Consider the following 14,939-nt stretch of genomic DNA (forward strand, 5'->3'; position numbering starts at 1 on the left):
TCGACCAAGCCTGGCCGGGCTGCAGTCGTACCACCAGTAAATAAGTAGCCGCTGACCGAGTACCGGCCCACGTGCTCCGAGGTCCCGATTGCTGGCGCGGCCGCTGTTGGTCGACTTTTGCCGGGAAGGCACCCCTGCTAGATCGCGGATCGTGCTGACCCGCTCAGCGGCGTGGGACCACGCCGGTCACGGTGTCAGTAGCGGTTCGACGTATTGGACCAGGCGGATGTTGCTGCTGGTAGGTAGGCGTTCGGTGGAGCCGTCGCGCAGGGACAGCCGTACGCCCGTTGCTGGTCCGGCTTCGATGTAGGCCGCTCCGTAGGGGAATAGCACGTGGTCGGCATCCTCCCAGGTGGGGCTCATCTTGTAGGTGCCAGTGGATCTGGTCACGCCGTCGAACGGCAACCACCATGCCTGCGCCGTCGGATCAGGCTCGACCGGGAAGAGGGTCACCGCGGGCGGATGACCGCGTACGGTCCACAGCGCGCCTGCTCCGGGGACGAGTCCGGCCCGCGAGTCGATCCGCACGTGCACGGTCGTTCCGTCGGGTCGGATCACGGTGGTCCCGTCAGTTGCGGGTCTGATCCCGGTGCCGCTGAGCGGATCGATGTACGCGAGCTGGTGGGGGTGCTGTTGGGGATCGCTTCCGGGGACCCAGCGCATGGTGACGCGTTCCTGGACGGACGGAGTCTCGGGTGCTCTGTCGGTGAAGTAGACGGCGCTGTCATGGACGCCGAGCATGTGGATATCCCGGTCCTGCGGCCAAGGCATGTTGGTGGACGACCCGTCGGCCAGGTCGACCACCTTGAGCTGGTTTCGCGTCGACCGGCCGGAGTGCTCGTATACGCGGTGAGCCACGCGTCGGCCGTCACCGAACAGCGCCACCATGGGGGTGCCGATCTCGCCGATCTCGGTCATTTCGCCGGTGTCGGAGACCAGCCGGGCCGGGCTGCCGTGACGCATGACCAGAATGCCGTGCCGGGTCTGTACAGCGCGGCTGTAGTCCTTGCTGTGCCAGTCACGTCCGCCGAGTCGCGCGAGTTCCACGGGGTTACCGTCGTGCCAGGTGACGACGGTGCCGTTCGTCTCGATCATGCCGGCTCGGGGAGGGAAACCGAGCGGCGGCAGATCCGGAACGGTCCGCTTTTTGGGGCGTATACCCGAAACGAAGAATTGAGCAGTCGGCGAGCCGGCGGGCCCTGCGCCTTGCGCGGCTGCTTCCGACGGCCGGAGGGTTCGCCGGATCTGCGACATGATCGCCTCGACCTCTTCGACGTCTAGCACCTCGCTAAGGAAGGCCTCCACCTCGTCGTCGCCCATCTCCTCGCGGATGGCGGACTCGGCCGGCTCGGCGGGCGCGGGCTCAGGGAGCGCCGGTTCAACCTTCACCGGTTCAGCGAGCGCCGGTTCGGGCCGGCGTCCCCATATCAGCCGCAGGGGCTCTTCGTTCAGGACGTGAAGGAGACCGGTCTTCTCGGCGTAGGCGACAGCGCCGCGTAGGTTGTCCTCGTCGACGAGGAGCCGTACGGCCAGCAATGCGGCGCTGACCTCCAGGGGCATCGTCGGCGCCCATCGCAGGACTGCGGCCACGTCCTCCGCCAGGCTGGAGAACCGGCTGCGCTCGCGGGCTTCCCGCAACTGCCGGACACGCTCGGCAGGCAGCTTGAGCACGGTGTCGACAGACGCGGGTCGTCCGGCGCGAAAGCGGTCCGGTTCCTCGTGCTGCAGGATGCCAGCCCTGACCAGCAAAGGCAGCGCTTCGCGCCGGGTTCGCACCGGCGCTGCGCCGAGTTCGGCGGCGATCTCGTCGACCCGGCCCTGTTGCTTGGCCTGGTGAGCGAGTGCCGCCACGCGCTGATCGGCGTTGCGCTGATCGAGGTCGGCGTGGCCGGTCGTCGGTCGCCGCGCCGGATCAGGCCACAACGGCTCGTCGAGTCCCGTTTCGGGATGGTGGTGGGTACGCCACCATTGGTCGAGTTGCTCGACGGTCAACCAGCCGCCGTGGTCGCGGGCCAGGTTGCCGACGAGGTAGGCGACCTCCATCAGCCCGTGTGGCAGTTCCTCGTGCCATCCATTGCCGCCCCCGCCAACCGCCGATGCCGACCGGGCGAGCCACACCGGCGGATCCAGCGCCGCGTCGGACCAGAAACGTAGCAGCCACGTATCACCCCGCCGCGCGATACGCACCCGATAGCGAACCGCGTCGTCCAGGTCGAAGTCCGCCTGCCAGGGGCTACCGCCGGTCAACGTGCACAGCGCCAACCCACCGGAAGCCGCGTGGTACGGCGTTTCCAGCACGTCGTCGAACTCCATGTCCGGCTCGGGTGGGGCGTCATGAAGCTCCAGCCGTACCACCACCTGATCATTGCCGGCCTGGGCGGCGATCCACCCCGCACCGGCACCGGCGAACGTGCCGGCCGGTGACGTTCCGTCGTTGCCGCGCGGCGGATTGTTCTCCTGCAGATCGGCTGCTCGACCTCGCACGTCCTGCAGAAGCAGTAGCCCATACTCGGGCCAGTAGTCATCGGTCTCGTACACCCGCACGATGCCCATGCACCCGAAACTAACAAGACTCAGCATGCGGTACAGGTAGATGGCCTCACGCAATACAGCGCAGAAGGCCCGCGGAAGTCAGGCGGCACCAGCAAGCCCATTAGACGACTCAGGTCCCCCGAAGCCACCGGAGTCTCCGCCGAGCATGGACGTCCGTGTGCGACGGGCGGCAGCGAACCATCACACAACCGGACCCCGCAACACAGTCAACTTTTCCGGCAGCTATATCAACAAGTCATTGAACTGCTGAGTGAAGTGCGTTCACCCATCGATCAGGAGCATCAGGATTACAAGCTTCCGGCTCTGTCGTATCGGCCCTTCATATTGATGCCAGCCTGAAATTCGGCGTTCGGGTACGGCTTGAAAGTCAGCAGATCGCGCCAGAAATGACAATCACCCTCGTAGCTTCCCTGGCACGCTTACCCTTCGAGTTGTGACTGACTCGCCAGATGAGATACCTGTGACCGAGGAGCGCTTTTGGCCTCTTATGGCGGCTGCGATGGCCACCCTCGGGCTTCTCCTGCTGTTGTGCTGCTCCGGGACTTTATGGCAGGGCATGTACGCCCAATGCGCGGGTCACGAAAGCATAAAAGAATGCAAGCCAGAAAATCTTGGGGTTGTCAAGTGGGCTCCTTCCTGGGGAAGTGGAATCGGCCTTGCGGTCTCAATTTTCGGATGCTGGATCTGGCCACGCCGGGAACTGGCCGGCTGGCTGATCCTGGGATACATTTCGGCATTCTTAGGATTCGCCCTAGCCATGGCAGCCAGGTGATCGACGGCATGGATTGCACTTCGGGAGTTCGTGAGGCCGCTCACATGCCAAGCCCCACCAAGCGTCGGATTCCCTGCGGCCTGCAACGCACTGTCATGCCGCTGTCCGCGCTCGCGCCGGGCGCCGCCGGCACGGCTGGCAACTGCTGCGCTGGGCGTAGCGTCTTGTCGTGCCGATGAGCGCGAACTGGGTCTTGTTGAGTGAAAACGTCGGTGCGGGTTCCCTGTGCCCGGCCCTCGCCGTCGCTGACCGTCATGCTGGTGGCGTTCTCGGCCTCGTGATGGTGTCGGGCTGTAGGCCGAATTCCTGCGGTTCGGCGTCGATCCGGCGCGCCACAGCGGCGCGGATCGCCCCGGCGTCGTCCCCGAACGGCCCCGAGTACTCGTGGTACAGCGCGCCCAGTCGCCACTCATAGTCCGGGTCCGAGTCGGTGTGAATCCGGCGGATCACGGCCGCGAGGTCCGGCAGGCCAAGGTAGTCGGCGCCAGCAGCCCCTGCTGCGACCAGCTGTAGGGGCTGGTCCAAGCGGACCCACCCAACGCCGCCGGACATCACCGCGTTGTGCAGCAGCATGAGATTGCCGAAGTGGCGCAGCCCCGCCGGGCCGCCCTCAGTGCCTGCCAGCACCAGATCGTAGGCCTTGTCGAGCGCCTCCTCGACGACATCACCAAGTCGCTCATGCAGTGGGTCATCGCGCCATTCCGGCAGCTTTCGCCACGCGTGAATCGCTTGCAGCCGCTCCACGTCGCCCACGCTCCGCAGTGCCTCGAGACCATGTCCACGAGGCAACACAGCGCCGCCTGGCATGGCAACCCGAGCGCCCCGCATCGTTACGACCTCATCGCCGTCGACACCGGGCTGAACAAGAAAGTGGCTCATGATCGACGTGCGTAGGAGGACCGAGCAGTGGTCGTCGCCGATGATCGACACTACGACCCTCGCATGCGGCGGGGCAGCCGATCGGCGGTCCCACCAAAACACACTGTCCGGACCGGCCTCCGGCGAATTGTAGACAGCCTCAAGTTCGTCCATGCGCAGATATCGTTGCCGCCCGGGGTTGCCGAGCGGACGGAAGGTGAACGATGAACTTCCGCCTGACATGCAGCACAGCTTTCCACTCGGCATCCTCATTTGCCGCTGATCGTGCGCATCGGCTGCTGTCGGGCTACGTAGAGTAGAAGCCGTCCCAGGGAGCAGTGAAGCCGAGACCGTCCGGATATAACTCCACCCAGTCGGTATGGACATCGTCGCCGGTCCGGTCGCCGGACTCATCTAATAGCCCAAACAACACTCCGTCGGACTCAATCTGGAACAACCGGACAGTGATGTCGCACTTGACCATCCCCGGGAGTTTTGAAACCAAGCCGTCGAGGGTCGTCCCGAGTGCGGCTCCGGCCGGTATCGGAATGATCTTGGACTCGCGATAGGTGCCGTCACGATCGAAGAGATGCATGTAGGCGTGACGGTCCCACGCACTCGCGAAGAACTGGCCACCGTTGTAGCGGCCGACCTTGTCGGTTCGGTAACCCTCTTCATAGGCGATTGGTATGAGGTCCGGTATCGGCATGATGCCACCGTACTGGCCGGGCCATCAGTCATCCGGAACGTGTCAAGGATTTGAGGCCAGCGGGAGTTAAGCGGCTTGAAGTTCCGGCTCCGGCTTGTTGATCCAGACCTGTTTGGGCAGGTCGAGGATCTTGGGTAGGAGCCGGTCGGTGCCGAAGCGTTCCGGGTGGGCTGCGCGGGCCGCGGCGAGGGTGTCCTCGCGGTCGGCGCGGACCGTGTGGTGGCGGCCGTGGTGGACCTCGGCGGGGGTGTGCAGGCCGATTCCGGAATGCCGGTGGCAGTTGTTGTACCAGGTCACGAAGTCGGTCATGAACACCCGCGCGTCCGCGAGGGACGCGAACCGGTCCGGGAAGACCGGCGCGTACTTCAACGTCTTGAACCAGGCCTCGCTGTAGGGATTGTCGTTGGACACCTTCGGCCTCGAGTGTGACCGGGTCACGGTCAGGTCTTCGAGCAGGTCCGCCACCGATTTCGAGGTCATCGACGTACCCCGGTCGGCGTGAACCACGTGCGGGATGCCGTGGACGTCGAACACCTCCCGCATCATCGACGCCGCGAGCGGGCCGGACTCACGGGAGTGCACCCGGACGCCGACGATGTAGCGGGAGTAGACGTCGATCATCACGTAGGCGTCGAAGTAGGAGCCCTTCACCGGGCCGGCCAGCTTCGTGATGTCCCAGCTGAACACCTGCCGTGGCCCGTCGGCGACCAGCTCCGGGCGAGCGCGGGCCGGATGTCGGGCCAGCCGGCGACGCTCACGGACCTGCCGGTGCTCACGCAGGATCCGATACATCGTCGCGATCGAGCCGACGTAGACGCCCTGGTCGAGCAGAGCGGCGTAGACCTGTGCCGGAGCAGCGTCGACGAACTGCGGACTGTCCAGCAGCCGCAGCACCCGGTCGCGTTCGGCCGGGGTGAACGCGTTCGCCGGCACCGGACGCGGCGAAGGTGACGGGCTCGGCCGGCGCCGGTCCCGATCGGCGCTGGACCGGCAGATGCCGGTCATCACCGCCGCAGCCCGGGTCGTGGTCCCCGCACCCGTCAACGCCTGGAAGGCGTCCATCAGCGCTTGCCGAGCCCGAAGACGTCCGGACCGTCCGGCTCGCTCCTGGAGATGTCCTCCAAGAGCTCGTGCGCTTTTCCCATGATCGTCAACGCCGTCTCCGTCCGCGCCAGCTTCGCCTGCGCCAGCGCCAGCTCCCGCCGCAACCGGGCGATCTCGGCCTGCTCGACACTGGGCCGCCCGACCGTCTCACCAGCAGGTTTACCCTGCAACAATCCCGCGTCCCGGGACCGGCGCCACTCCGACATCAACGATGAGTACAAGCCCTCGCGCCGCAGAAACGCCCCGCCCTCACCGGCCGCGACGGCCTGCTCATAGCCGGCCAGCAACTCCAGCTTCTGCCCCGGCGTGAACGACCGGCGTGCCCGAGGCCCGTCCGCACGCGGACCCTTCTTGCGACTCATGACCCCATCCTGGACGGCCACGACGTCAACAGCAGTATTCAACGACTCTCGATCCTGAACTCGCCCTGTCCGGCGGACTTGCTATGAGCCGCTGGCCCCAACTCACCCTGACAGACAGGGATCACCCGGTGCAGCATCGACCTGCACTCAACTGTCGCCGACAGCGCGCGGCGGCCGGCGAGGGATCGTCACGCCAAGTGACGCCTGGCCCGGCTAACCCGGCGTACGCGGTAGGACAGGCCATAGCGCAGGTACCAGCGCACTGCCACCACGATCACCTCGGCCGGGAAGCGGAACCCGGCGAACGCGGATCGAGGATGAGACCAGGAACGGGACGGAGCAACGGACTTCACCGGTCAACACTGCCTGACCATCCGATCGGCCGATGCAACAGAGCCGTTCCGCCAAGCCGGCGCTGGGCGCACACGGCCGATGAGCCTGGCCAGGATGGGCTGACTCCGGCCGGCGGCCCGGCCGCGACAATACCCATTACAGTCGCATTCGTGAGCGCAGATCAGGGTCTTGTCCGGGTGTCCGATTCGTACGGCGTACGCCGCACCCGAGCCGGATCGATCCTCGCGGATGACGGGACAAACTATCAGGTCAAGTGGGATGACACCGATGAGGAAGAGCTTGTCCCACGGGTCGCCGGCGTTCACGTCGCGACGAGGGGTTCGCTGCGTTTCCTGGCTCTGTCCGACTCCCGGCTGTTCCACGCCGTCTTCGCCCAAGAGCCCCTCGCGGTGGTTCTCCACCTGTTGGCCGAGTCGTCGGTCCCGCTGAAGGTGCGAGAGATCCGGGAGCGTCTGGCCGAGCTCGGTCTCCGGAACGAGACCTGGGCCCGGCACGGGCCCCGCGCGCTGGCGGTTCTGCCCAAGTGGCCAAATGTCGTCCGACGGCAGAAGGGCGACACTCTGGCCTACGCCTGGGTGGGGGACAACCTTCCCGAACTCCCGTCAGAGGCCGAGCCTGACCCGGAGCCGGCACCTACGCCCGAGCCCGTGTCGAAGACCGCTCCTTCTCCCGCCAAGCCGATCGCGGCTGCGACACCGGCCGAACCGGCGTTGCCGTCCGCCGAGCGCCTTCGGCGCCAGATGAGCGCCGCGCGGAGCCTCGGCGAGGTCGCTCGCCTGCTCACGCTCCCGAGAGAGTTTGTGGCTGAGTTGTCACCGGAGGTGGTCGCCTCCGCGCTCCGCCGGGTCGCCGCTGAGGATCGGCTGGTCGCGGGCTGGCTCGACGCCCTGACCGCCTCCGGGCCGATCGGTGCGCTGACCGAGGAACTGGCGACGGCCCGGGCGGCGAACACCGCACTCCAGAGCCGGGTCGATGAGCTGGAGGAGTGGTGGACGGCCCTCGAGCAGAGCACCGATCCGGGCGCCGCAATCCGTCAGCCGGGTAGTTGAGGAGCTTCTGGTGCGCCGGCTCGGAAGTGCGCAGGAAGGACGATCCGCACCGCCTTCTATCATCCTTCGTTAGAACACGCCGATTTTCTGTACCCCGGGTACGAGTAGCGCGTCCTCATTTGGCGCGAGTCGCGCGCCGAAGAGCGTCAGGGATTGCCTGACGCTCACCGCTGTCCGTTCGTGCCGATGTCAGCGCGTCCCGGCATCGTCGGAGATACCCAGCCACGGGTCGGCCCGTAGGGCGGAGAGGGTCTCCAGGTTGTATTCGGTGGCAGTCGCAACGAGCGCATCGAGGGCCGGGAACTCCTCCACGCCTCCTTGAGTCAGCCAGCACACCCGAGGCGGCAATGCGAGGTCGAGCAGGACGATGCTCAGGTTTGATTCGGCCGCACCAATGACGAGGTAACGATCGCGGGAAAGCCCGAACTGCCAGCCGCTGCCCTCGTCGTACGCCTCGACGATCACCCAGGCTTCTTCGGTCGCCGGCCCGTCGAGCAACTCTGAGATCGGGAACAGGTCAGTCTGTCCGTCGAGTCCGGTCCAACCATCGCAGTAGGTCAAAAACTCTGCATATGACGGGGGCAGGTTGACACGTTGCCTGAGCGCACCCAGCTTCGATGGGTCCGCGCCCGGATTGGGACCGCCGTGCCGAAAGATCGCATGGACGTCGGCCAGCTCGACGTCATGGTTAACGGCTGCTGCCCGGTCCATCACATCTCGAACCCTGAGTTCCACGTCAGCCTTTCCGTTGCCGGTAGTCGTCAGCCACGCCGCGGCGATTTGTTGGATCGATGATCCACCGTTGCAGGCAATTCGGCCGAACAAGCCCATTCGGTGGCCGACGGTTCGATAGGCATGGGTCCAAGAGTTAACTCTCATGCCGCGATCCGCTCGCCGCCCAACGTCACGGCCGACCGACGCCGGCCGGTGCCCGCTCGTGCCGATGTGAGTGCATTCCACGAGCGGAATTGCAGGTGCATCACAGACTCGCTATTGAGACCATGCCGCGATGGATTATCAGCAGATTCGGTCGGCGGCCGAGCGCCAGGTCGGGCTCCTCAGGGCGAACGAAGCCCGGTCGACCGATACCACGGAGCAGCGTCTACGGGAACTGGCGACCGACCCGCTTCGGCCGGTGAGGGTGTGGACCGCCCGGAACCCGAACACCCCTCCGGACGTCGTCGCGATCCTCCTGCAAGATGCGGACTGTAGCGTACGAAATGAGGCTTTGTATCACCTGCGAACTCCTGCGGCGGTACTGCAAGTTCTGGCTCGCCAGGAAGCAGAGGAGGTGGAAGCGGCCCTACTCCCGAATGGGACCACCCACAAACGTCACGTCGTCGCGCACCATCCGAACACGCCGCCGCAACTGCGTGATGAGCTGATTGCGGCCGGTGTCTGCCCGGGGCGTCTCTGCGGCATGGCGGCCGAGTTCTTCAGGAGGGTCGAGTTCTTCCGTCGGCGCGGGGGCGGCAACCCGCGCGCCGAGCAGGGAGAGCGAGCCTCGGCACCGGGCCCGTCCCCGCACACGGACAGTCCTCCGGTCGCGGGCGATGTCACCGGTATCGTGCCGGACGCGCCGGCGGCGGGCGAAGAGAGATGGTTGTCGGTACTGCGTGCCTTGGACGAGCCGGGCAGGTTGGGATCGGCCGTCGGCTTGGAGTTCCCGAGCGGCTTCGATCGTGCGGCGATGCAGACTCGCTTCGATCAGTTGGCCGAGGGATTGAGCGAGGCCTTCGGCTGTCGGCTGCTCGGAGGGCAGGGTCCACAGCAGGACGCCGCTCGCTTCGGCGTCATCCGGATCCCAGCCGAGGTCACCCGCACGTACGACCAGCGAAGCGGGACCTGCTTGCCGTTGGCGGTCATCCTGAGCAATTTCGGTGCCCTGACCGCTTGCCGGCCGTACCGTGTCGGGCCCGCACCTGACGCCGACCGAACGCCGCCGGTACATCAGGCGGATTACCGCCGCATCGAGCAGGTGTCGGCGGAGTTGCAGCTCCGGCTCGTCCCTCAGCACGTCCTGGATGCCCCATACGAAGGCCCCAATCAATGGGTGTTCGGGCCTGCCGAAGCGACGTGGTTTTGGCGGTTCTTCGACTACCTATGAAACACCTCGCCCACGTCCGGCCGGCAGGAGGACTGGCTGGAAGGCTGTGGTTCAGCGCGTCGTACATGGTGCCATGGCCACGCCGGTGCTCCGGAGCCAGAGACAACCCGGCCAGCGACTTCACCGGCCTGTCGGTGCACAACAGGGCGTCCGTCAGCTCGAACAAGACGTCCGCCTTGCCTGTTCAGGCGCTGGTTGAGCTGCTCGCGGACCCCCCAACACATCGATCGCTTCCGCCCTATCCGTCATGACCGCCATAACGAGCATCGATAGGTGCCAGATGCGCCCCGTCCTCAGGGCCCCGGCAAAGTCCTAAATGAGGCCGAGAAGTGCCAGTGGGCGGCTGCTGTCGCGGGCGTGGTGCCGGTTGGCGGCGGCGATGTTGGTGGTTCCGGCCGCTCGTAGCGCGCTGATGGCGGCGTCGCGGAGGGCTGCCATGACGTGTGGTCCGGTGCCGGTGCGGATTTGGCTGCGATCTTCGTCGTAGGTGACGTCGCGAACCCAGTGGATCTTGTTCTCGATGGTCCAGTGACCGCGGATCCAGTCAGCCAGCTGGGCCGGCTTGGCCTGGTGAAGGAGTAGGTCGGTGATGGCGTAGACGGTTTCGGTGGTGAAGCGTCGGGGCTGGTCGAGACGGCGTCTGCGGCGGCGGATCTGCAGGGCCTGGGCGGCGTGCGGGAAGTCGATGCCGGCCGCGACGGTCAGGATCTTCAAGGTGCGGATCTCTCGGCGGCCGTGGCCGCGGTCATCCTGGCGGGCAGCTTGCGGGACCTGTCTCCACGGCAGTCTTGAGAGTTGTTTGTGCAGGTGAGGCTGGTTTCCTTTGACGGTCAGGATCCAGTGGGCGCCGCGTTCGGCGAGGTAGTCGACGTGTTCGCGCTGGCAGTGCATGGCGTCAGCGGTGATCACGGTGTCGCGTAGGTCGCCGATCTGGTCGAGCAGCGGACCGAATCGGGTGATTTCATTGGTCTTGCCGTCGACATCAGTGCTGGCCAGGACGATACCGGCGTTCTGATCGCAAGCGGCCAGGACGTGTCGGGCGGTGCTGTCGCCGGTGCGGGATCCGCGCAGTGTCTTGCCATCGACCGCGATGGCCTGCCGACTCGCCGGGGTCTCGGCCCGGCCTGCGAGCCAGACAGTGATCGCGGTGGTCAGCAGCTGCGCGTCGAGGGCCTGCAAAAGCCGGCGGATCATTGCTTCGGATGGGCGCCGGCCAGGGGTGATGCCCAAGGTGAGAGCGGTCGTGGCCGGCACGTCGGCGACCCACTCGGCGATCGCGGTGTAGGAACGGCAGCCGGCGATCACCGCGCAGACCGCTGCGACAACCACCACCGTCAGCTGATGCCGGACCCCTCGCCGGGCCCGCGGATCGGGCAGCTCGGCCAGCGCTGCCACCAGCCCGCCAGCGGTTTCGGGCACGGTCAGAGCCGGTGTACAGGACAAAGAGGAGATCAGAGATGATGGCAGTGCGGGCATGACTCACTTCGGATAGATCATCGTGGCGTAGGAACCTTGATGATCTTCTGAATCGGTCATGCCCGTCTTGCTGCACCGAACAGCGGCGCTTCTACCCCAGTCCACTCAAGTCGGACACCACCACGACTTTGCCGGGGCCCTGGCCCCGTCCTGACCTGAGGGAGCTTCGTCACCGCCGGCAGGCCAAAGGGGACCCTACGAATGCGGATGGCGATGAGTGGGCGCTATCCTGGGTCGAAGGGGCGCGGATAAACCCCATGGTGGTAACGAAGGTTGGCTGGCTCGTCTTACTGAAGTGCTTGCGTGACTTTGAGTAGATCTTCTGGCGGAAGTCCACCCAGCCGTCGAGCCGCGTATTCGTTGTCGCTGACCAGCACGTCACCGTGCACGGACCACCTGCCCCCGCGGTCTTCGAGTAGTTGCCGAGCGGCTTCCACAGCCGTCTCGCGCGGGCACGCGGCATTACGGACTGCCAGGAGTGCGTCAGCCACCTGGTCCACCATGTCAGTCATTGAATCGCCGTCTCCCAAGGCGCGCACCAGCAGAAGCAGCCGCTGTGCCGATGACCCCAGGACGCCCCGTTCGACCAGTCTCTGGGCCTCCGGCCAGGACACCCCAGGCCCGAAGGAGTGTGCTCCGACCGAGGCGACGGCGATACACCGGCCGTCTCCGGGCAGGACCACGAACTCATGGCCCTCCGTCTCATCGATCACATACCAGTTGATCAGCGCGAAGTCTCCGGCTTGAGTTCCGAGCCTCAGGACCGGCCACTTACCCGACTGCTCGATCTCTTTCCACAGGTCGGTCATCTGGTCGAAGACGCCCTGCTCGCCGCCGAACAAGGCATCCAGGAGTTCCTCGTCAGCTCCGTCGTAGAGCAGGCTCGCCCAGAACTCCGACCGGTCGAGGAGCCACGATCCGTCAGACAGGAGTTCCGGTTGCAGGACCTCAGGGGGAATGCCGTCGAAGCTATTGAGGTAGTCGACGGTCTCGTCATGATTCAACACATACTCATGATCGCAAAGCGGCTCCGAAGCCGAACCCCCGCTTCTGCCGCTGACAGCTCGGACATCCGCTACTCTTCGTCCCACCACTCGAGGCGACCATCGACTGCCCTCGGAACCCGACCGTTAATCGCTGTTCCTGCCGTCATCGACTCGGCAACTCGCGTGAGAAGGGCACCCAGACTGGGCCAGTCCGGTCCTTCGAAAATCCACTCTTCGTGATCGAACCATCCGAGACACCTGGTAGCAGGTCCAGGTCGTAAATCGATGAACAGGTCGCCACCACCACCGTCAGCGGCAATGGGCAGCCAGAGCGGAGACCACACCCCGTTACACCTCGTACCCGCCGGCCCAGCCGCCGGGTCATCGAGATGATTCGACTCAATCAACTCGCGCCGCGCCGAACGCTCCGACATGTCAAGCCACCTGCGACGACTCAGTAGAGCCCATTCCACGGAGTAGGCGTGAACATGGATGGGAGCAGGCTGCATCGCCCCGACATCCCATCCGCGGCACGCCACCACATGACCAAGTCCGCCGGCAAACGGCACGCCCAACTGGCGCCCTGCCGCCGCTATGGCCTCCTCAGCAGCCGGTGCACGAAGCTCAGCCGCGTCGCTCGGACAGTTGCTCACGAGCCATGCGACGATCGTCTTCGACGGGTGTTCCACGCACCTAGCATTCCTGACCGCTACGACTACGAAGCCATATTCGTGTAACACGGGGATGCACTCAACTGCCGCTGTCCGCTCGCGATCAACTGAGTGCGACTTGCAGCCGATCAGGCCAGTTCTCGTGGGCCAGATCAGCCGCGACCAGCACGTCGCGCCAGTCCCTCTGGGCCATTGCCAGAGCTTGCAGAAATCTATGACTGTCTCCGTCGGCTACAAGCAACACCGCAGCCTGAATACGCTCGATGCCCTCGACGGGGTCGTCCGACTCCGAATGAACGACTTCGGCCAGAAGGCTCAAGATCGGCTCGATCTCATCCGATGCGAAGTGTTGGTGAACATAGCCTCGGAGCCGACCGCTGACCATGAGCACCAGTATGTCCGGTGGGCACAACAGCGGGATAGAGGTCATCTCACGCCTGGCTCATCGGATGGACTCACCTGCCGCCGCGAGCACATGTGGTGCCCGCTGATCGGGTGCCGAGCGGTGGTCATCGCTTGGGGAGAACCTCACGAAGATGCACCGCCGCCCGGCACCCCGAATAGTAGGGGCCGCACCGTGCGCGGGGCGCCGACGAGAGCACGACACACGATCAGTGCCAGCGTCGGCTGGTCGAAGCGTGGGAATATGACGACCTCATCATCACTCCAGTTCCACCCGGTCTCCTCGGACTCGCGCCTGCTGACGGCAGCAGTGGCTGCGTACCTCGGCCGGTACCGTGGCCAGTCCCGCATGCACACCGACTCCGACCTCAAAGTCTTCCTACGCTGGTCAGCCACGCAAACGCTGAACCCGCTGCACGCGGCACGAACTGACATCGAGCGCTACGTGCGCTGGCTCCAGGACGTCCGGCTGTACCAGCCGTCGACGGTATCCCGGCGGCTGTCCGTGGTGATCGGCTTCTACCGCGTCTGCGTTATCGACCAGATCCTGCCGCACTCACCCGCCGACTACGTCCGCCGGCCACTGGTCCCGCCCGAGTCACCCACGCTCGGCCTCAGCCATCTGCAGTTCGAGGCGATGATCACCGCCGCCCGCCTGTCCGCCAACATCAACGACTTCGCCCTCGTCGCCATGTTGGGCCTACTCGGGCTGCGGATCTTCGAGGCGTGCGGTGCCAACATCGCCGATCTCGGCGAGGAACACGGCCACCGCGTACTCAAGGTCCGCGGCAAGGGAGGCAAGGTCGTCCTGGTGCCATTACCGCCAGCGGTGGCACGTGCGGTCGACCTCGCCGTCGACGAGCGCGATGACGGACCGATCCTGCGCAACGCCCGCGGTGCCCGGATGGACCGGCATGCCGCGACCCGCTGGCTCAAGCACCTGGCCGAGACCGCCGAGCTGCGGATCCCGAAGATGCACCCGCACATGCTGCGCCACACCTTCGTCACCACCATGCTCGACGCCGTCGTCAGCCTCCGCGACGTCCAGATCGCCGCCCGCCACGCCGACCCCCGCACCACCATCCGCTACGACCGTGCCCGCAAGAACCTCGACCGCCACCCGAACTACATCCTCGCCGCCTTCATGGCCTCCGGAACCTGGCCTGATCAAAGGCGCGGACGTGCCGATGAGCGGATGAACGGATGAACGGATGCATTGAGGGTTGCGGGTGCTGATGCTCCGCCGTCCACGAAGGCGCCCCGCTCGTAGCGTCTCCGGCCCGGTAGGGTCGCGGGGTGACGACGAGCGCCGGTCCCGAGGCTGACCGTCCGCCGGAGCAGCGGCGGTGGACGTGGGGGCATCCGATCGGCCCGCGCTGGCTGCTCCTTGGCGACGTCGGCTTCGAGGGCTCCTACGAGGACGACATCCCGCTGGCGCTGTGCGCGGAGATCCAAGGACTGTTCGTCGACCTGCCGCCTCGGCCGCGGGAGCGGTTCACGCTTGTCGGCTGCACCCCGGACGGCGCGCTTGCCGAT

General features: G+C 65.9%; 11 protein-coding genes. 3 read left to right on the forward strand and 8 right to left on the reverse strand.

What is annotated here, in order from left to right; all coding sequences use genetic code 11:
* Nucleotides 1-186 precede the first annotated feature (186 nt).
* The 4 genes from ACQPZW_RS26745 to ACQPZW_RS26760 all read right to left on the reverse strand — a co-directional run bounded on the left by ACQPZW_RS26745 (nt 187) and on the right by ACQPZW_RS26760 (nt 6,358).
* Nucleotides 187-2,553, reverse strand: coding sequence for a hypothetical protein (locus tag ACQPZW_RS26745; RefSeq protein ID WP_433788774.1), 2,367 nt, complete (start codon nt 2,551-2,553; stop codon nt 187-189).
* Between the two features lie 1,024 nt (nt 2,554-3,577).
* Entirely contained in the window at nt 3,578-4,357 is a 780-nt protein-coding gene (locus tag ACQPZW_RS26750; RefSeq protein ID WP_433788775.1) for a hypothetical protein, read from the reverse strand.
* A 133-nt stretch (nt 4,358-4,490) separates the two neighbouring features.
* Nucleotides 4,491-4,892, reverse strand: coding sequence for a hypothetical protein (locus ACQPZW_RS26755; protein WP_433788776.1), 402 nt, complete (start codon nt 4,890-4,892; stop codon nt 4,491-4,493).
* 66 nt (nt 4,893-4,958) lie between these two features.
* Nucleotides 4,959-6,358 (reverse strand): IS3 family transposase gene (locus ACQPZW_RS26760; RefSeq protein ID WP_433788777.1). Its coding sequence is split into 2 segments (ribosomal slippage): nt 4,959-6,025 and nt 6,025-6,358, totalling 1,401 coding nucleotides; the frame shifts between segments, so codons are not numbered across the junction.
* 503 nt (nt 6,359-6,861) lie between these two features.
* On the opposite strand from ACQPZW_RS26760, the gene ACQPZW_RS26765 reads away from it, so the two are divergent.
* Nucleotides 6,862-7,761 carry a hypothetical protein gene (locus ACQPZW_RS26765; RefSeq protein WP_433788778.1) on the forward strand — a complete coding sequence of 300 codons (900 nt, stop codon included), beginning with the start codon at nt 6,862-6,864 and terminating at the stop codon, nt 7,759-7,761.
* Between the two features lie 189 nt (nt 7,762-7,950).
* Here ACQPZW_RS26765 and ACQPZW_RS26770 read toward each other — a convergent pair whose 3' ends face one another.
* On the reverse strand, nt 7,951-8,640 hold the full coding sequence (locus ACQPZW_RS26770; protein WP_433788779.1) for an SMI1/KNR4 family protein: 690 nt from the start codon (nt 8,638-8,640) through the stop codon (nt 7,951-7,953).
* A 130-nt stretch (nt 8,641-8,770) separates the two neighbouring features.
* On the opposite strand from ACQPZW_RS26770, the gene ACQPZW_RS26775 reads away from it, so the two are divergent.
* Nucleotides 8,771-9,868 carry a hypothetical protein gene (locus ACQPZW_RS26775; RefSeq protein ID WP_433797892.1) on the forward strand — a complete coding sequence of 366 codons (1,098 nt, stop codon included), beginning with the start codon at nt 8,771-8,773 and terminating at the stop codon, nt 9,866-9,868.
* Between the two features lie 312 nt (nt 9,869-10,180).
* Here the strand turns inward: ACQPZW_RS26775 and ACQPZW_RS26780 are convergent, their stop codons facing one another.
* The 3 genes from ACQPZW_RS26780 to ACQPZW_RS26790 form a co-directional block, all read right to left on the reverse strand.
* Nucleotides 10,181-11,344 (reverse strand): ISAs1 family transposase, encoded by a 1,164-nt coding sequence (locus ACQPZW_RS26780; RefSeq protein WP_433788678.1) that lies wholly within the window; start codon nt 11,342-11,344, stop codon nt 10,181-10,183.
* 287 nt (nt 11,345-11,631) lie between these two features.
* The gene (locus tag ACQPZW_RS26785; protein ID WP_433788780.1) at nt 11,632-12,351 is read right to left on the reverse strand and encodes a hypothetical protein; all 720 of its coding nucleotides are present in this window, start codon (nt 12,349-12,351) and stop codon (nt 11,632-11,634) included.
* A gap of 753 nt (nt 12,352-13,104) precedes the next feature.
* On the reverse strand, nt 13,105-13,386 hold the full coding sequence (locus ACQPZW_RS26790; protein WP_433788781.1) for a hypothetical protein: 282 nt from the start codon (nt 13,384-13,386) through the stop codon (nt 13,105-13,107).
* A gap of 366 nt (nt 13,387-13,752) precedes the next feature.
* On the opposite strand from ACQPZW_RS26790, the gene ACQPZW_RS26795 reads away from it, so the two are divergent.
* Nucleotides 13,753-14,610 carry a tyrosine-type recombinase/integrase gene (locus ACQPZW_RS26795; protein ID WP_433788782.1) on the forward strand — a complete coding sequence of 286 codons (858 nt, stop codon included), beginning with the start codon at nt 13,753-13,755 and terminating at the stop codon, nt 14,608-14,610.
* The last annotated feature ends 329 nt before the right edge of the window (nt 14,611-14,939 follow it).

This window comes from Actinoplanes sp. CA-252034 (assembly GCF_050956125.1).
GTDB lineage: Bacteria > Actinomycetota > Actinomycetes > Mycobacteriales > Micromonosporaceae > Actinoplanes.

What these genes read in the sequence shown, in the direction of transcription:
- ACQPZW_RS26770 (WP_433788779.1), bottom strand. Translation starts at nt 8,640, where the DNA reads ATGAGAGTTAACTCTTGGACCCATGCCTATCGAACCGTCGGCCACCGA.
- ACQPZW_RS26780 (WP_433788678.1), bottom strand. Translation starts at nt 11,344, where the DNA reads ATGCCCGCACTGCCATCATCTCTGATCTCCTCTTTGTCCTGTACACCG.
- ACQPZW_RS26795 (WP_433788782.1), top strand. Translation starts at nt 13,753, where the DNA reads ATGCACACCGACTCCGACCTCAAAGTCTTCCTACGCTGGTCAGCCACG.
- ACQPZW_RS26790 (WP_433788781.1), bottom strand. Translation starts at nt 13,386, where the DNA reads ATGGTCAGCGGTCGGCTCCGAGGCTATGTTCACCAACACTTCGCATCG.
- ACQPZW_RS26745 (WP_433788774.1), bottom strand. Translation starts at nt 2,553, where the DNA reads ATGGGCATCGTGCGGGTGTACGAGACCGATGACTACTGGCCCGAGTAT.
- ACQPZW_RS26755 (WP_433788776.1), bottom strand. Translation starts at nt 4,892, where the DNA reads ATGCCGATACCGGACCTCATACCAATCGCCTATGAAGAGGGTTACCGA.
- ACQPZW_RS26750 (WP_433788775.1), bottom strand. Translation starts at nt 4,357, where the DNA reads ATGGACGAACTTGAGGCTGTCTACAATTCGCCGGAGGCCGGTCCGGAC.
- ACQPZW_RS26775 (WP_433797892.1), top strand. Translation starts at nt 8,771, where the DNA reads ATGGATTATCAGCAGATTCGGTCGGCGGCCGAGCGCCAGGTCGGGCTC.